Annotated in this window: 17 protein-coding genes; 8 read left to right on the plus strand and 9 right to left on the minus strand. The window is 70.8% G+C overall.

What is annotated here, in order from left to right:
• Position 1: 1 nt before the first annotated feature.
• Positions 2-1,642, minus strand: a complete 1,641-nt coding sequence (locus AB0L65_RS52530) for an ADP-ribosyltransferase domain-containing protein (protein ID WP_364263111.1) — start codon at positions 1,640-1,642, stop codon at positions 2-4.
• Positions 1,643-1,847: 205 nt separating this feature from the next.
• Here AB0L65_RS52530 and AB0L65_RS52535 point away from each other — a divergent pair, with 205 nt between their 5' ends.
• Positions 1,848-2,519: a macro domain-containing protein gene (locus AB0L65_RS52535; RefSeq protein WP_364263113.1), complete on the plus strand. Its 672-nt coding sequence runs from the start codon at positions 1,848-1,850 to the stop codon at positions 2,517-2,519.
• A 13-nt stretch (positions 2,520-2,532) separates the two neighbouring features.
• On the opposite strand, the gene AB0L65_RS52540 is transcribed toward AB0L65_RS52535, so the two are convergent.
• The 4 genes from AB0L65_RS52540 to AB0L65_RS52555 form a co-directional block, all read right to left on the minus strand.
• Positions 2,533-3,318, minus strand: coding sequence for a MerR family transcriptional regulator (locus tag AB0L65_RS52540; RefSeq protein WP_364263116.1), 786 nt, complete (start codon positions 3,316-3,318; stop codon positions 2,533-2,535).
• Positions 3,319-3,369: 51 nt separating this feature from the next.
• Positions 3,370-4,401 carry an aldo/keto reductase gene (locus AB0L65_RS52545; protein WP_364263119.1) on the minus strand — a complete coding sequence of 344 codons (1,032 nt, stop codon included), beginning with the start codon at positions 4,399-4,401 and terminating at the stop codon, positions 3,370-3,372.
• 92 nt (positions 4,402-4,493) lie between these two features.
• Positions 4,494-5,144 carry a response regulator transcription factor gene (locus tag AB0L65_RS52550; protein ID WP_364263122.1) on the minus strand — a complete coding sequence of 217 codons (651 nt, stop codon included), beginning with the start codon at positions 5,142-5,144 and terminating at the stop codon, positions 4,494-4,496.
• Complete coding sequence (locus AB0L65_RS52555) at positions 5,129-6,262, minus strand: histidine kinase (RefSeq protein WP_364263125.1); 1,134 nt, start codon at positions 6,260-6,262, stop codon at positions 5,129-5,131. Before AB0L65_RS52555 ends, AB0L65_RS52550 begins: the two co-directional genes overlap by 16 nt.
• A 134-nt stretch (positions 6,263-6,396) precedes the next feature.
• Here AB0L65_RS52555 and AB0L65_RS52560 point away from each other — a divergent pair, with 134 nt between their 5' ends.
• Entirely contained in the window at positions 6,397-7,302 is a 906-nt protein-coding gene (locus AB0L65_RS52560) for an ATP-binding cassette domain-containing protein (protein WP_364263128.1), read from the plus strand.
• Entirely contained in the window at positions 7,299-9,527 is a 2,229-nt protein-coding gene (locus tag AB0L65_RS52565) for an alpha/beta fold hydrolase (RefSeq protein ID WP_364263131.1), read from the plus strand. The genes AB0L65_RS52560 and AB0L65_RS52565 overlap by 4 nt, the downstream gene beginning before the upstream one ends.
• Positions 9,528-9,530: 3 nt before the next feature.
• On the opposite strand, the gene AB0L65_RS52570 is transcribed toward AB0L65_RS52565, so the two are convergent.
• Positions 9,531-9,809 (minus strand): hypothetical protein, encoded by a 279-nt coding sequence (locus AB0L65_RS52570; RefSeq protein ID WP_364263134.1) that lies wholly within the window; start codon positions 9,807-9,809, stop codon positions 9,531-9,533.
• Between the two features lie 77 nt (positions 9,810-9,886).
• Between AB0L65_RS52570 and AB0L65_RS52575 the strand changes: the two genes are divergently transcribed.
• Positions 9,887-10,630 carry a PAS domain S-box protein gene (locus AB0L65_RS52575; protein ID WP_364263137.1) on the plus strand — a complete coding sequence of 248 codons (744 nt, stop codon included), beginning with the start codon at positions 9,887-9,889 and terminating at the stop codon, positions 10,628-10,630.
• Positions 10,631-10,670: 40 nt separating this feature from the next.
• Positions 10,671-11,072 (plus strand): hypothetical protein, encoded by a 402-nt coding sequence (locus AB0L65_RS52580; protein WP_350732458.1) that lies wholly within the window; start codon positions 10,671-10,673, stop codon positions 11,070-11,072.
• A 91-nt stretch (positions 11,073-11,163) separates the two neighbouring features.
• Here AB0L65_RS52580 and AB0L65_RS52585 read toward each other — a convergent pair whose 3' ends face one another.
• The 3 genes from AB0L65_RS52585 to AB0L65_RS52595 form a co-directional block, all read right to left on the minus strand.
• On the minus strand, positions 11,164-12,144 hold the full coding sequence (locus tag AB0L65_RS52585; RefSeq protein ID WP_364263140.1) for an LLM class flavin-dependent oxidoreductase: 981 nt from the start codon (positions 12,142-12,144) through the stop codon (positions 11,164-11,166).
• 107 nt (positions 12,145-12,251) lie between these two features.
• Entirely contained in the window at positions 12,252-13,592 is a 1,341-nt protein-coding gene (locus AB0L65_RS52590; RefSeq protein WP_364263143.1) for a glycoside hydrolase family 6 protein, read from the minus strand.
• A 139-nt stretch (positions 13,593-13,731) separates the two neighbouring features.
• Positions 13,732-14,277: a TetR family transcriptional regulator gene (locus AB0L65_RS52595; protein WP_363977382.1), complete on the minus strand. Its 546-nt coding sequence runs from the start codon at positions 14,275-14,277 to the stop codon at positions 13,732-13,734.
• A 179-nt stretch (positions 14,278-14,456) separates the two neighbouring features.
• Between AB0L65_RS52595 and AB0L65_RS52600 the strand changes: the two genes are divergently transcribed.
• The 3 genes from AB0L65_RS52600 to AB0L65_RS52610 are packed head-to-tail and all read left to right on the plus strand — an operon-like array spanning position 14,457 to position 16,839.
• Positions 14,457-16,196 (plus strand): MDR family MFS transporter, encoded by a 1,740-nt coding sequence (locus AB0L65_RS52600; protein WP_364263146.1) that lies wholly within the window; start codon positions 14,457-14,459, stop codon positions 16,194-16,196.
• A complete protein-coding gene (locus tag AB0L65_RS52605) occupies positions 16,193-16,606 on the plus strand; it encodes a hypothetical protein (RefSeq protein ID WP_350732449.1) in 414 nt (137 codons plus the stop codon). The genes AB0L65_RS52600 and AB0L65_RS52605 overlap by 4 nt, the downstream gene beginning before the upstream one ends.
• Positions 16,603-16,839, plus strand: coding sequence for a hypothetical protein (locus AB0L65_RS52610; protein WP_364263149.1), 237 nt, complete (start codon positions 16,603-16,605; stop codon positions 16,837-16,839). The genes AB0L65_RS52605 and AB0L65_RS52610 overlap by 4 nt, the downstream gene beginning before the upstream one ends.
• Positions 16,840-16,845 lie beyond the last annotated feature (6 nt).

The raw sequence follows: 16,845 nt of genomic DNA on the forward strand, positions 1-16,845 counted from the left end.
CTCAGGCCACCAGGTGCTGCTCGGCCAGTTCGGTGAGCGTCACGGTGCACAGGCCGCCGCGCTCCGCCTTGACGTCGGTCACCTTGAGCTGGGTGCCCGGCGCCAGGATGAACTCCTCCTCGCCGGTGAACGCGGAGAAGCCGCGGATGCCGACGGCCCGGGCGGGGTGCACCTCGAAGAGGGTGCGCTTGCCGCGGCGGCCGAGGAACGCCTGGGCCACGCCGAGTTCCGACGTGCACGAGGACACGCCCCACCACGTCACGGTCCGGCCGAGCGGGTACTGCGCCCGCAGGTCCAGCGACACCCCGCGCCACAGCGGTTCCTTGCGGGCCGGGAGGCGCGACACGGCCGAGAACAGGAGCCGCAGGTAAGGGAGGTACGGAACGATGCGGGTCCGGTCCGGATTGCGCAGGGTGGCGTTGATCTGCCGGTAGAACGCCGACTCGCAGGTGTAGAGGTAGAGGGCCGCGATCTCGTCGGCCGACAGGCCGTCCACAGCACCGGCCGACTGCTTCTCGCCGAACCGGTACGACTGCTCCGTGTGCCAGTCCAGCCCCGACAGCAGCTTGACCACCGGGGAGACGGCCTCGCGGAAGTCCATGAGCGGGGTGTCGAACACGCCGGTGATCGCCGGCAGCTCCAGGCCCTCGTCCTTGACGCTGGCGAGCCGTTCCAGATAGAGCTTGTGCAGCTCCATCGTGGAGGCGATGAACGCCCCCATCCGGTCGGCGGTGTCCGCGTTCGCCCCGCCGCCGCCCTGCGCGGCGAGCTTGTTCCACCCCTTGCTGGGCAGCCAGTCGATCTCGTCGGCGCCGAGCGCCGCGAGTGCCGCGTTCACGTCGGCGAAGTGGTTACCGTCGCAGAAGATGTCGCCCTGTGCCGCGGGGTTGGGGTGGTCGATGTGCCGGACCTCGACCTCGGGGTACTTCTTCTGGAGCCGGAGTACGACCTCCTTCAGGCTGCGCGCGTGCGCCCCCCACCACGCGAACACCACGCCCCGGTCCGCCTCGTCGGCGTTCTGCTTGGCCCTGAGAATCTCCTCGACGAGCTTCTCGACGACCGGCCGCCAGAACGCGGTGTGCTGGTCGGTCCCCATGGCCCCGTCGCCGCTGGCGGTGAGCGCCGCGTTCAGCAGCAGCACGCCCTGCGTGAGCATCGCCTGGAACCACTCGGGCGGCTGCACGGTGTCATGCTGCTTCAGCAGCGCGCGGATGTTGGCGATCGGCGTCTTCTTGGGGATCCCGTGCTTCCACATCGCCGCCGCCTTGATGATGCAGCGGATGGTGATGACCTTGCCGAACTGGCTGTCGGCCCAGTCGTGGAAGGTGTTGTCGAACATCGCGATGCCGGTGGCGCTCTCGGCCCGCGGGTACGGGTTCTGGCCGAAGACGACGACCTTCCACTTGTGCGGCGGGTTGGGCTTGAGCGCCTGGAAGGTGAGTTCGCGGACGGGTACGACCTGGGGGCTGCGGTTCGGGCCGATGAAGGTGGCGGCGGCCGGTTGTGCCTCGATGACCGGCTTCAAGAGCGGTAGCCACGGCTCGCCACCGCCCTTGAAGAGGTCGGCCAAGGCCAGCGCGTCATCCGGTCCGGGCGACGTGGGGTTGGCGTCAGGTGACGTGGGGGTGTCGGCGTCGCGCATCAATGGGCTCCCGGGTCGGCGAGGCGTGCCGGTGGCGGCACAGGGGACTGAGGTGGAGGCATTGTGCCGCGTGAAGATCCCGAATGTGATGCGTTCGCATACGCGGAGATCATTCACACATCTCAGGCAAGATCCGGTTTTGTCGTTGTGGAGCTGTATGTTCGTGTCCGCTGGAAACGTCCCTCCCCCTCGCCTGGAGTGAGCCATGACCGTCGATCCCGTGCAGCCGCCGCTCAAGGTGGTCCTGGTGGACGTCAACGCGAAGGTGGTGCAAGAGTGGCTGGCCGCGTTCGCCGACACCCCTGAGGTCGAGATCCACAAGGGCTCGATCGTCTCGGAGCTGGCCGACGCCTGGGTCAGCCCGACCAACTCCCGCGGGCGGATGGACGGCGGAGTGGACGCGGTCATCAAGCGGCATCTCGGGGCCGGGATCCAGCTACGCGTCCAGCGGGCGATCCGCGACCGGTTCGACGGGTCGCTGCCGGTGGGCAGTGCCGTGTGCGTGCCGTCCGGGGCGACCAACCCGAAATTCCTGATCTCGACGCCGACGATGGTGCAGTCGGCGCAGGACGTGAGCGAGACGCTGAACGTGGCCATGGCGTGCGCCGCCGCGTTCCAGGCCATCCACATGCAGAACGAGAAGGAGCCGGGCAGCATCACGTCGGTCGCGCTGGTCGGCATGGGCGCGGCGACGGGCCAGGTGCCGCCGAAGGTGTGCGCCAACCTGATGTGGACCGGCTACACGCTGTTCAACGACTACCGCTTCGAGGACTACGACGACCTGCGCAGGACGATCCGCGAGCAGCTCGACGACATCGACAGCCGCCCCGAGGAGCGGGTCCGGATCAAGCCGCCCACCGACAGCCCCCGCGGCTGACGCCGCGGCGAGGTCACTCCCAGACCGCGGACTCCGGGTCGACGCCGTGCGCCTTCGCGTTCGCGAAGATCACGTCGCGCAGCCAGGCGGCCAGGCCCGGCGCGACCGCGTCGAAGTGCTCCGCGAACCCGGGATCGGCGGCGTACATCCGCCCTATGCACGCCTGCATCGAGTGCGTGCAGTCGAAGTACGTCGAGATCAGCGCGCGGTGGCGCTCGGCCAGGGCGTCGGCGTCGTCGGAGCCGGGCACGACGCCGGCGCGCATCGCGGCGGCGAGGTCGGCGTTCAGAGCTTCGGTCGTGGCCGCGATGCCCCTCCAGTCCTCCGGTGTCATCGCGGCGGCCCGCTCGGCGTACTGCGCCCACTGCACGGTGTCACCCCAGCGGTCCTCCGCCTCCTCGACCCAGGCGGGCTGCCAGTCGTCGCCGAAGATCTCCACCTGCTGCTCCGGGGTCAACCGGATCCCCTTCTTCGACGCCTCCAGCATGCGGTCGACCGCGCTGACCATCTTCTGCAGCCGGGTGATGCGCTCCACGAGCTCTGACCGCTGCCGGCGCAGGTGGTCGCGCGCGTCGGCGTCCGGATCGTCGAGGACCCGGCCGATCTCGGCGAGCGGGAATCCCAGCTCCCGGTAGACGAGGACTCTGTGGATCCGGGCGACGTCGTCGTCGGAGTAAACCCGGTATCCGGCCCAGGTGCGCCCGCTCGGGCGTACGAGGCCGATCGTGTCCCAGTGGTGCAGCGTCTTCACGCTGACCCCGACGAGCGCGGCCGCCCGGCCAACGGTGAGGATGGCCATCAGCTCAGTATCGCTCACCCCGCCTGGGCCTCGACGCGCGCCGGCGCCGGATCAGGGCCGGCGCCGCGCCGCGGGCAGGAGCGCCGGGCTGACCCATCCGTTGTCGGCGGGGTTGATGGTCACCCCGGGCGCCACGATCTCGTCGATGCGGTCCAGCACGTCGTCGGGCAGCTCGATGTCGGCGGCCGGCAACTGGGACTCGAGGTGCTCCATCGTCCGGGGACCGATGATCGCCGAGGTGATGGCCGGATGGCGCAGGACGAACGCGATCGCCAGCTCCACCAGCGTCATCCCCGCCTTGTCGGCCAGCTCGGCGAGCTGTTCGGCGGCCTGCAGCTTGCGCTGGTTCTCCGGCAGCGACAGGTCGAACCGGTTGGCCAGGCGCCGGCGAGCCGCGGAGAACGGCGCCTCCGCCTCCGCGCCGGCGCGGTAGCGGCCGGTCAGCCAGCCGCCGGCCAGCGGGCTGTACGAAAGCACGCCCATGCCGTAGCGCGCGAGCGTCGGCAGCGTGTCGGCCTCGATCCCGCGGGTCAGGATCGAGTACGGCGGCTGCTCGCACACGAACCGCTCCCGGCCGCGCTCGCGTGCGGTCCACTGGGCCTCCACGATCGCCGAGACCGGCCAGGTCGAGTGGCCGACGTAGCGGACCTTGCCGGCCCGGACCAGGTCGGTGAGCGCCCCGAGGGTCTCGTCGATGTCCGTCTCGGTGTCGTAGCGGTGGATCTGGTACAGGTCGATCCAGTCGGTGCCCAGCCGCCGCAGCGAGTTCTCGACCTCGCGGACGATCCAGCGGCGGGAGTTGCCGCGCTGGTTGGGGTCCTCCCCCATGGGCATGTGGGCCTTGCTCGCGAGCACGACGTCGTCGCGCCGGCCGCCGGCGAGGGCCTTGCCCACGATGATCTCGGACTCGCCGTCGGAGTAGATGTCGGCGGTGTCGATGAAGTTGATCCCGGCATCCAGGGCACGGTGGATGATCCGGATGCTCTCGTCGTGATCCTTGGTGCCCCAGTCGCCGAACATCATGGCCCCGAGGCACAGCTTGCTGACCGAGACGCCGGTGCGTCCCAGACGTCGGTACTGCATGAATGGCTCCTTTCCGGTCGTCGACACTCACTGTGCCGTCGCCGGACGCCGCATGGGAGGGCGAGCTGTTCCGGGGTGTGGCAGGGCCCCCATTACGTCACATGCTGCAGGTAGGTGAGGACCGCCATCACCCGGCGGTTGTGGTCGTCGTCCGGCGGGAGGCCCAGCTTGGCGAAGATGTTGTTCGTGTGCTTGCCGACCGCCTTGTCCGTGACCTGGAAACGGGCCGCGATCGCGAGGTTGGACAGGCCCTCCGCCATCAGGGCCAGCACCTCCCGTTCCCGCGGTGTGAGGCCGCCCAGCGGCTCGTCCCGGCTGCGGCGGGTCAGCAGTTGCGAGACCACCTCGGGGTCCATGACGGTGCCGCCCGCGGCGACCTGGCGTACCGCGTCCACGAACCGGTCGACGTCGCCGACCCGGTCCTTGAGCAGGTAGCCCACGCCGCCGGACCGGTCGGAGAGCAGCTCGCGGGCGTACAGCTGCTCCACGTACTGGGAGAGGATCAGCACCGGCAGCCCCGGCACCAGGCGGCGGGCCTCCAGCGCGGTGCGCAGCCCCTCGTCGGAGTAGCCGGGCGGCAGCCGTACGTCGACCACGGCCACGTCCGGGCGGCCGCCGGTCAGCGCGTCCAGCAGCATCGGGCCGTTGTCGACCGCCGCGGCCACCTCGAAGCCGTTCGCCGTGAGCAGGCGGATCAGGCCGTCGCGGAGGAGGGCGAGGTCTTCGGCTATGACAACGCGCACGGGAGCTCCATGGTGAGTTCGGTCGGGCCGCCGGACGGGCTGCGCAGGACGAGCCGGCCGTCGAAGGCGGACAGGCGTCTGTCGATGCCGCGCAGGCCGGTGCCGGCGGCCCGGTCGGCCCCGCCGCGCCCGTCGTCGCGTACCGCCACCCGGAGCAGGCCGCCCGTGTGGGACACCCGCAGCCACGCGCGGGACGCGCCGCTGTGCTTGGCTACGTTGGTCAGCGCCTCGGCGGTGGCGAAGTAGACCGCGGACTCGACCGGCGCGTCCAGGCGGCCCGGCAGGTCGATCTCGACCTCGACCGGCACCGGGCACAGCAGCGCGGCGGCCTCGACCGCGCCGGCCAGGCCGCGGTCGGCCAGCACCGGAGGGTGGACGCCGCGCACCAGGTCGCGCAGGTCGGTCAGGGCCTGGCCGGCGACCTCCCTGGCCTCGTCGATCATCATCCGGACCTGGGCCGGATCGCGGAGGTCGCGGGCCAGCCCCAGGTTCATCCGGATCGCGATCAGCTTGGCCTGCGCGCCGTCGTGCAGGTCGCGTTCGATCCGGCGCAGCTCGGCCGCCTGCGCGTCGACCACCACGGCCCGCGACTCGGTCAGCTGCCTGATCCGCGCCGTCGCCGTCGCCTCCGGGAGGAGCAGCAGCGCCGACAGCCGCGCCTGTCCGGTGACGAGCAGGGGCAGGGCCATCAGGATGACTGCCGCGATGGCCGCGATGGAGACGCTGAGGGAGAACGTGTTCAGCCTGCTCGTCTCGATCCCGCGTACCCGGAAGAACATGTAGTCGAAGGCGGCGAGCAGCCCCCAGAAGACGAGTGGGGGGATCGGCCACGTGGCGGCGTGCACGCCCAGCCAGGCCAGCTCCTGCCAGGTTCCGCCCTCGTGCGGAGCGGGCCGCGGACCCGGGTCGAGCACGCGTACCGCCCAGGCCCGCTGCACCCCGGCCAGGGAACGGACGAGCGCGAGCACGCGGACCCGCAGCGGCACGCCGAGCCCGGCCACCGGGACCAGCACGACGCTCACCAGCAGCATGGCGATCAGCGCCAGCGCGGCCACGCCCGTGGCGGCGTTCAGCAGCAGCCCGCCACCGGCGGCGAACGCTCGGCGGATCCCGGTCACGCCTGCAGTCTGCCCGACGCGCGGCGCGCAGGCGGTAGGCCCAGACCTACCTCCGTGGTGGGCGCACCCCCATCGAGATCCGCCCGCCGGACCGGCAGGCTGGCGGCCCACAGCCGGACGACCGGGGGGAGACCATGATCGAAGTGAGCGGACTGACTATGAGATACGGGGACAAGGTCGCCGTCGACGACCTGACGTTCACCGTGAAACCGGGGCTGGTGACCGGCTTCCTCGGCCCGAACGGCGCGGGCAAGTCCACCACCATGCGCGCCGTCCTCGGCCTGGAGGTCCCCACCGCCGGCAAGGCGCTGGTGAACGGCCACCCGTACGCGTCGCTGCGCCGGCCCATGCACTCGATGGGGGCGCTGCTCGACGCCGGGGCGGTGCACGGGGGCCGCAGCGCGTACGCGCACCTCGCCTGCCTGGCCCGCAGCAACGGCATCGGCCGCCGCCGGGTGAGCGCCGTCCTCGACCAGGTCGGCCTGAACGCCGTCGCCGGCAAGCGGATCAGCGGCTTCTCGCTCGGCATGCGGCAGCGCCTGGGCATCGGCACGGCGCTCCTCGGGGACCCGGGGGTGCTGATGCTCGACGAGCCGCTGAACGGGCTGGACCCGGAGGGCATCCGCTGGCTCCGCGACCTGCTGCGCTCCCTGGCGGCCGAGGGCCGCACCGTGCTGCTGTCCAGCCACCTGATGAACGAGATGGCGCTCACCGCCGACCACGTCGTCGTCATCGGGCGGGGACGGCTGATCGCCGACACCGACATGGAGGCCCTGGCCGGGCACTTCCAGCGCGACGTGCTGGTGCGTACGCCGCACCCGGAGCGGCTCGCCGGCGTCCTGCGCGCGCACGGGGCGGCGGTGACCTTCGAGGACGACGGCGCCCTGTCGGTGCGGGACCTGGACGCGGCCCGGATCGGCGTGCTCGCGCTCTCCGAGGGGATCGCGCTCGCCGAGCTGACGCCGCGTGGCGCGTCCCTGGAGGAGGCGTTCGTGCGGCTCACCGAGGACAGTGCCGAGTACAAGGCGGGCGGCCGATGATCGACGTGATCGCTTCGGAGTGGCAGAAGCTCCGGTCGCTCCGCTCGAACCTCTACCTGCTGGCCTGCTCGGTGGCGGCCGTCCTGGCCTGCGCCGGGGTGGCGTTCATGATCGGGCGCGGGTTCGACAACCTGTCGCTCCACGAGCGGATGGGCTTCACCGGCAATGGGGACGGCCTCGGCAACGGGATGGCGGTCGCCTACTTCGTGTTCGCGACGCTGGGCGCGCTCGCGATCACCTCGGAGTACAGCACCGGGATGATCCAGACGAGCCTGGTGGCCGTGCCGCGCCGCCAGGCGCTGCTGCTCGCCAAGGTCCCGGGGCTGGCCGCGGTCGCGCTGGTGGCGGGGCAGGTCCTGGCGTTCGGCATGCACGCGGCGGCCATGGCGGTGCTCGGCGACCGGGCCGGGCAGCTGCTCCGCGACGGGCAGACGCTGGGCACGTCGCTGTCGGAGCCGGGCGTGCTCGCCTCGGTGGTGCTCGCCGGGCTGTCGATGGCCGCGGTCGCGCTGATCGGGCTCGGGGTCGGGGCCGCCGTCCGTTCCACCCCCGGCGCCCTGGTCGCGCTGATCGTGATCATCGTGGTCCTGCCGGTGGTGGCGAAGACGCTGCCCATGCCGCTGCGCGCCCAGGCCGGCTCGTTCATGATCGAGAATCTGCCGCTCCAGATCGCGGGGGTCGGCGGCGGGATCCTGCCGCCTGCCGCGGCGGCGGGGCTGCTGGTCGCGTACGTGGTCGCCGCGCTGACGGCGGGCGCGGTGACGATCGCGTTGAAGGGGCGCCGGATCAAGGTGCTGGCGGTGGGAACGGCCGCCGCCGTCCTGGTGTCGGCGGTTCCCACAGCCGCGGCCGGTTCGCCGGGCTCCGGCCCGTCGTCGCTGGCCTGGGCGGCCTGTAAGGACGTCTCCAAGGACATGCGGTGTGCCTCGATCGAGGTGCCGGTGGACTGGGCCAGGCCGTCCGGGCGGAAGATCCGGCTGACCGTCGGCATGCTGCCCGCGACCGGCGCCGAACGCCAGATCGGCACGGTGTTCGCGATCCCCGGCGGGCCGGGCGGCTCGGGCGTCAAGGACCTGAGCGCTGCCGCGGGCAGCTTCGCCGAGCTGCGGAACCGTTTCGACGTGGTCAGCGTCGAGCCCCGCAACACCATCGACAAGGGCGTGCTGCCGTACGACTGCCTCGTCTCCGGTCCGTGGATCGCCCTGCCCGACACCCCCGCCGAGTACGCCGAGCTGGGCAGGCGCAACCGGGCGGCGGCGGAGCGATGCCGCGCCGCCGATCCCGAGTTCTTCGACCACATGGATTCGGCCTCCGTGGCGCGGGACATGGAGGCCATCCGCGTCGCGCTGGGAGAGGAGCAGCTGAGCTTCATCGCCAACTCCTACGGCGGCATACCCGGGATCGCCTACTCCCGGCTGTTCCCCGGCCGGGTGCGCGCGATGGTGTTCGACGGCACGGTCAACCCCTATGTGGACTTCGCGCCGGGCCGGCTCCCCCATGAGGAGTCCTTCACCCGCTTCGCCGCCTGGTGCGCGGCAACCACCACCTGCGCGCTGCACGGTCGGGACGTCGGCGAGGTCTGGCGGGCGCTGGTGGTCCGGGCCGACCGCTCCCCTGTGCCGGTCGAGGGAGAGCGGGTGTCCTACATCGGGTTCGACATCAAGGAAGCCGCCGCGCCCAGCATCATCGCGCCGGGTCCGGCGCCCGAGTTCCCTCGATGGAAGGAGCTCGCCGAGGCGATCAAGCGGGCCGCCGGCGGGGACGCCTCCGGGTTCGCCGACTACGTCCGGCAGAGCACGAAGAGCCTGAAGGTCCCCTCGTTCACCGGGATGAACATGACCCACTGCCTCGACGGCCTGGGATTCCGCGACTACGAGGAGTACCGCAAGAAGCGCCGCGAGGGTGAGCGTCTGCTGCCGAACCTCGCCGGGATCGAGCTGTGGCATCCGCTCGCCTGCGTCGGCTGGCCGGCCCCGGTCACCAACCCGCCCGCGCCGCTGCCCGCCAAGGGGTTACCGCCCTTCCTGGGTGTCGGCTCCTGGACGGACTTCGACGGGGTCGCGGACATCGTACGGCGGGTGCCCGGCTCGGCCGCGATCCGCTACGAGGGGCACGGCCACGGCCTGTACAACAGCGGCGATTCCTGCATCATCGCCCACGTCAACCGCTATCTGACCAGCCTGCGCCTGCCCACGCGGGGCACCGTCTGCCGGCCCCCGGTGTGAGCCTCAGAGCAGGCCCAGCTCGCCGAGGGGTTTGCGCCAATAGTCCTCGTCGAGGGACCTGCTCTGGAGGAGGGCCTCGGTGTCGTCGTGGATGCGGCCGAGGTCGGCGGTGACGTGCAGGATCCGGTTGAAGGTCCGGAACGCCTCGTCGTCACCCGGCTTCATCTGGCAGCGGTGAATGCGCTCGTACCAGTACTTCTGCTCCTCCTCGATCCGCGGCAGGAGCTCGGCGCGGGTGAGGGTGCGTGCTTCCTCGACGGTGAGCCTCTCGAAGCCTGGCATGGCCTCATTGTGCCTGCGCTTCGGCTCTGGGCTGACAATCCCGCGAATGTTTAACCCTCTGCACTAGTCTTGCCACCGTGAGTAACAGAGTCCTCCGGCGGATCGGGCGGCGCGGCGCGTCCCTGGCGTTCGTCGGCCTGTTATCTCTGGCCATCGCCGCCTCGCTGGCCTTCGCGCCGGCGAGCCAGCGTGCCACCCCCTCCTATGCCGTGCTGGCCTCCATCGCGCCGCTTGACGTCTGGGCGGTGCTCTGGCTCGCCACCGGCATGCTGTGCCTGGTGCAGATGTTCCTGCGCTCCGACCGGATGGCCTTCGCCGCCGCCACCGCGCTGGTCCTCCTGTACGGGCTGGTGTTCCTGGCCTCGACGTTCACCGGAGACAATCCGCGAGGCTGGGTCGGGGGTGCGGTGTGGCTGGCGTTCGGCGGCTGGATCACGCTGATCGCGACCTGGCCGGAGGCCGTCACGCTCGACCGGCTCCCGGGCTCCGGCTCGGCGGTGATCGTCGCCAACGCCGCCGGGATCATCCAGTCCTGGAATCCGCAGGCCGCCACCATGTTCGGCTGGAGCACCGACGAGGCGGTCGGGCGGCCGTTGACGATGCTCATGCCGGCGCGTTTCCGCGACAGGCACGACATGGGGCTGACCAAGGTCCGCGTCAACGGCCACTCCGAGCTGGCCGGTCGGATCATTCCGCTGGTCGGCCTGCGCCGCGACGGCACGGAGTTCGCCATCGCGCTGACCGTCAACGCCTGGCACAGCGACGACGGGATCACGTACACCGGCGTGATACGCCCAGTGGAAGGAGGCCACGCTGACTGACATCCTCATCCAGGTCGCCGTCGGGATCGTCCCGCTCGGCGTGGCATACCTGGCCTTCCGCTCCGCCACCGACGCCAACAAGAAGACCCAGCAGACCGCCATCCTCCAGGCCGAGCGTCAAGCCGAGTTAGAACGCTCCAAGGTGGACGCCGAGGCCTTCCTCAGAGCGAAGACGATCTACGAGGACGCGCTCAGCCAGATGGAGAAACAGCTGAGCAGGGTGCAGAATCAAGCCTCCCAGCTCAGCACCGACCTGATCGGCGAGCAGAGCACGACCACGGCGATGCGCGACCAGATCGGCCAGCTCCAGGCCCAGATCCGCGCGCTCGAACGCACCGTCGTCGCGCTGCGCGCCCAGCTCATCGCCGCGGGGATGGCTCCCGTGCCCACGTCCGAGGCCACCGGCCCCTACTTGCGCAGACGCCTGCTCGGCGAAGGATAGAAGACCGGCCCTCGGCGCTGACCGCCGACCATCTCAGGGCCGAACGATCGGGCTCCCCCCGCCCGCCCGCTTCCTCCGCCAGCCCCGTTGCTCAGAGCCCGTGTGCCTCGGCCAGCAGTTCCGCCGAGCGCAGCCAGACCTTCCTGTCGGCGGCCGAGAAGGCGACGATCAGCTCATCGGCGTCGGCGAGCTTGGCGAACCGGTCGACATACTCCTTGACCTCCGCCGCGTCCCCGACCGCCGAATACTTGGCCATCTGCACGATCTGCTGCCCGGCCGGCGACTCGAGGATCATGTCCGCCTCCTCGGTCGTGAACGTGCGCCCCCGCCCCAGGAACCTGCTCACCCTCAGCCGCTTCGAGGCCAGGAACTCCTCCTGTGCCTCCTCCGACGTGTCCGCCGCGATCACGTTGAGCGCGGCGATGACATGGGGCCGGTCGAGCTGCGCCGACGGCTGGAAGTCACGCCGGTAGAGCGCCACGGCCTCCTCCAGGGCGGTCGGGGCGAAGTGCGAGGCGAACGCGTACGGGAGCCCCAGCGCGGCGGCGAGCTGAGCCCCGAACAGCGAGGAGCCGAGGAGGTAGAGCGGCACGTTCGTGCCCTTGCCCGGCGTGGCGTCCACGCCCGGGATCCGGGACTCACCCGAGAGGTAACCCTGCAACTCCAGGACGTCCTGCGGGAACGTGTCGGCGGCCGACGGGCTGCGGCGCAGGGCACGCATGGTCTGCTGGTCACTGCCCGGCGCCCGGCCGAGGCCCAGGTCGATGCGTCCCGGATGCAGGGTTTCGAGGGTGCCGAACTGCTCGGCGATGGTCAGCGGAGCGTGGTTCGGGAGCATGACGCCGCCCGCCCCGAGGCGGATCGTCCGGGTGTGGGCGGCGACGTGGGCGATGAGGACGCTGGTCGCCGAGGAGGCGATGCTGGCCATGTTGTGGTGCTCGGCGTACCAGATCCGCCGGTAGCCCAGGTCCTCGGCCCGCCGGGCCAGGGCCACGCTGGCGGCGAAGCTGTCCGCCGCCGTCTCGCCCTCGCCGATGATCGCCAGATCAAGGATGGACAGCGGCAGAGTCATGAGTACGCGCCTTTCGCAGAGCGGTTCGACCTGGCTGTGGACAACAGCCGGGAAGGCGCCGTTATTTCACCGATGGGCCCCTGGCGGGCTCAGGGGCCCATCGAGTCTCATGAGGCCGTACAGGTCACCGGTGACGGGACGCCGTTCTGGCCGTTCCAGTTGGCGACGAAGCCGAACGTGGTGCTCGCTCCGGCTCCGAGGGTGCCGTTCCAGTTGAGGTTCGTCACGGTGACGGTGCCGCTGCCCGAGAGGTTGCCGTTCCAGAGCTGCGTGATCGTCTGCCCGTTCGGGAACGTCCAGCCGACCTTCCAGCCGGCGATGGCGGCCGAGCCCGTGTTCTTCACGGTGACCTCACCCTGGAAGCTGCCCTGCCACTGGCTCGTCACCTTGTACGTCGCCGCGCAACCCGCGGGACCGCTGGTCGGCGTCACGGTGGGGGTGACCGTGGGCGTCACGGTCGGGGTGACGGTCGGGCCGACGGTGGGCGGCGGGGCGGCGACGGCCAGGTCGTAGGCCCGCTGCGGCACGAACTGTCCCGCGCTCGCGATGCACCCGTCCGCCTCGCCGGGCGGCTTGACCCAGAGGTAGGCGTCGACGGCCGAGTCACCCGTGTTCGTGGTGCTCCAGATGCCGGTGGCGCGGCCCGCGGGGTCGCACCACTCGCTGCCCTGCGGCCCGTTGCCGTTGCGGCTGGTGTCGACGACCGCCTTCAGCCTGAACACGCCGGTCGCCGCGATGATGCTCTTCGCGTACGACACCAGGCCCGAGGTGGCGCGGTAGTTGGAGGTGTTGACGGCGATGCCGTCGGCGCTGTTGGCCACGTCCGCGCCGGTCAGCCTGGACGCGGCCTCCGAGGCGGCCAGCCAGGCGTCGTGTCCGATGTCGAAATAGACCTTGACCTGCGACGACGTCCCCTTGAACTTCTTCCCGGCGTACGCCATGGACGCCTTGACCTCGGCCTGCTGCGAGGCGTTCATGCAGTTCGTCATGATCGCCAGCGCGTCCGGCTCCAGCACGATCGTGGCGGGCCGGCCGCCGAGACCGGCCGCGATCTGGTCGATCCAGGCCCGGTACGACGCGTGGTCCGGCGCGCCGCCCGCGCTCGCGCCGCCGCAGTCGCGGTTCGGCATGTCGTACACGACCATGATCGGGATCTTGCCCGCCGAGGCGGCGGCGCCGACGTACGCGTCGACCTGGCTGCGCACAGTGGCGGGGTTGTACGTGGCGAACCACCGGCCCTGGGGCACGGCGGCGATCCGGTCCCTGATCACCTGGGTGCGGCTGTCGTTGGGGTTCGCGGCGACCCATTTCGCCGCGTTCGTCTGCGGATCCACGTAGAAAGCGGAGTCGGCGGCCTCGGCGGTGGACGAGGACAGGACGATCGCCCCCGCCGCGGCCATGGCGGCCGCCGAGAGGAGCACCGCCAGGACGGGCCTTCTGCGAGACATGAAATTCACTCCGTCCGTCATGTGGGAGCGCTCCCACCAGCTCCCCGGATCGTAGGTAACCGTCAGTGTCCGCTCAAAGACATCCGATCGCTGCCATCCACGTCTTCCCAGGCCAGGCCCTTGACGGGGGGTGAAACTTTCAGCGCAGACAGGCCTCGAAGACCGCGGTCAGGCGGTCGACGTCGGCCGGGCTGGGCGCCTCGGGGCCGAGGCGGCGGCGCATGGCGCCGATGCCGAGGAAGACCGCCGTGGCCATGCGGGCCCTGGCGTGGGCGTCCGGGCCGCCCAGTTGCTCCTCGAGCGGGTCGAGCAGCGCCGTGATCAGGCGCTCGCGGGCGACGGCCTGGATATCCGGATCACCGGCGGAGCGTTCGAGGGTGCGCAGGATCGGGCTCTCCGGCGGATGCTCCATGCGCTCGGCCGCGTATTCCGCCAGGCGGCGCGGCAGGCTCCCGCGGTCGCCGCCGAACAGGTCCCTTATGGTCGGCTCCCCGTCCAGGACCGCGCCGAAGAGGCCGGCCTTGGAGCCGAAGTAGCGGCCGACCAGGGCGATGTTGGCGTCCGCGGCAGCGGCGATCATGCGAACGGTCACGCGTTCGTACCCCTGCTCGCCGAAGAGCGTGCGGGCCGCACGGAGGATCCGCTCGCGAGTGGCCTCGCGGTCGCGGGGCCTCGCCTCAGACACCTGAGCATCCACACCCCGAACTCTACTGAACGCACCCCCCACTTGCCGCGCGGCTAGTAAACGGGCGTATACTCAAGTTCGCAAAACTGTAGTAAGGGGATGATGAAGCCTTGGTGGCGCATGCTCAGGCCGCAGCCCCCGCGAGGCGGCAGTACACCCACCGCGAAATCCTCGAGGTCATGTCCGGGCTGATGCTCGCCATGCTCACCTCGATGATCTCGACCTCGGTGGTGGGCACGGCGCTGCCGACGATCGTGGGTGAGCTGGGCGGTCAGGACCAGTACTCATGGGTCGCCTCCGCGACCATGCTGACCATGACGGTGTCCACGCCGTTGTGGGGCAAGCTGTCCGACGTGTTCGGGCGGAAGTTGCTCTTCCAGACCGCGCTCGGGCTGTTCGTCGCAGCCTCGCTGGTGGCCGGTCTGTCGCAGAACATGGGGCAGCTCATCGCGGCGCGGGCCGTACAGGGCCTTGGTGTGGGTGGTCTGTCGGCACTCGCGCAGGTGATCCTGGGCGACATCGTGTCCCCCCGCGAGCGTGGCCGCTACTCCGGCTACATGGGGGCGGTCTTCGGGATCTCCACAGTCGCGGGGCCGCTGCTCGGCGGGTTCCTGGTGGACACCGACTGGCTCGGCTGGCGCTGGTGCTTCTACGTCGTGGTGCCGTTCGCCCTGGTGTCCTTCATCGTGATCCAGAAGGTGCTGAAGCTGCCGAAGATCAAGCGGAGCACCTCGATCGACATCTGGGGCGCGACGACGATCACGGCCAGCGCGAGCGCGCTCATGCTGCTGCTGACGCTGGGCGGCGTCGAGTTCGAGTGGAACTCGGTCTGGACGTACCTCCTGGCGGCGCTCAGCCTGCTGATGCTGGCCCTGGCGGTGCTGTCGGAGCGGACCGCGCGCAACCCGATCCTGCCGCCGCGACTGTTCCGCAACCGCACGTTCGTGCTCACCGGCCTCGCCTCGCTGTTCGTCGGCATGGCGATGTTCGGCGCGATGATCTACCTGCCGCAGTACCTGCAGATCGTCAAGGGCCTCAGCCCGACCGAGTCCGGCCTGATGACGCTGCCCATGGTGGTGGCGCTGTTCCTGGCCGGCGTGATCTCCGGGAAGATCGTCACCCAGACCGGCCGGTGGAAGATCTTCCCGGTCGTGGGCCTGCTGGTCGTGGCGGTCGGGCTGTTCCTGCTGTCCCGGCTGCACGTGGACTCCAGCGAATGGCTCATCGGCTTCGACGTGGCGGTGCTGGGCACCGGGCTCGGCCTGTCCATGCAGATGCTCATCCTGGCCGCCCAGAACGGCTCCGAACTGCGTGACATGGCCTCCACCACGTCCGGTGTGTCGTTCTTCCGCTCGCTGGGCGGCGCCGTCGGCGTGGCAGCCTTCGGCGCGATCCTGACGAACCGCCTCAAGGACGAGATAGCCGACATGCTCAGGGCCGCGCACATCGCGCCGCCCGGCGGCTCGAACGTCAAGCTCGGCAGCCCGAGCGCCATCCAGCAGTTGCCCACGCCGATCAAGAACATCGTGCTGGAGGCGTTCACCAGGGGTCTGGAGACGGTGTTCATGGTGGGCGTGCCCATCGCACTGCTCGGGTTCGTGGCGACGATCTTCCTCAAGGAGCTGCCGCTGCGCGGCTCCTCGACGCCGGCCGCCCCGGCGCCGACGCCGCTGAACAAAGACGACCTGGTCCTGGCCGGGCTGCTGCTCGAGCTGATCGCCCAGCGCGTCGAGCGGGCCAACGGCCAACCGTCCGCCCTGCTCACCGCGGTCGCCAAGATGGCGCCACCGGACGACCGCCCGGAACGCGAGCGGGCCCGGTCCGTCGCCAAGAACGTGCTGCGGCCGACCTCGCGAGCCCTCATCGCGCAGGCCGCACCCCCGCAGAAAGACCTCGTATCAGGAGGAATCTCACAGTGATTCGCAAGTTCGTGGGCGCCGTCGCGGCCGCCCTGGCCGTCCTGGCCGGGTTGTGGCTGATGATCGCCCCCTTCGCCCTGGGCTCCCAGCCGGAGGACGCCGACTGGACGAACACCACCCAGTCGGAGTTCTTCACCGGCCTCGGCGTGGCCGTCGTGGGGCTCATCGGCGCGATCTGCTTCGTGCTGGCCATCCACGAGGAGCTCGTGGTGCGGGGCCTCGTGGCCGTCCGGCAGCGGCAGCCCGAGCCGGAGCCGGAGCCCGTGCCGGTCGCGCCCCAGGCGTCGTCCGCCGAGCTGGCGAGCCTGCTGGCCCCCCTCGTCGAGGCGCTGCGCGAGGACATGAACAACTCGGGTGAGCACCGCCGTAACGGCAAGGCTTCCCTGGTCGGAGTGGAGGACAACCGATGAAGGCCAAGCTGGGCGTCTCCGCCCTCGTCCTGCTGTTCCTCGGTGGCCTGTGGCTGGTCGCCGCGCCGTTCGCGGTCGGCTACCAGGGCAGGGGCGCGGCCTACGTCGACGCGACGGTCAACGATCTGTGGCTCGGGGGGTCGATCGCCGCGGTCTCGTTCGTGGCCCTGGTGATCTACGCGGCCGACGCCCTGCGCGAGCTGGCCCTCCGCGGCAAGCACGCCGACTCATAACGCGAG

This window comes from Nonomuraea sp. NPDC052116, assembly GCF_040680035.1.
Taxonomy (GTDB): Bacteria; Actinomycetota; Actinomycetes; order Streptosporangiales; family Streptosporangiaceae; genus Nonomuraea; species Nonomuraea angiospora_A.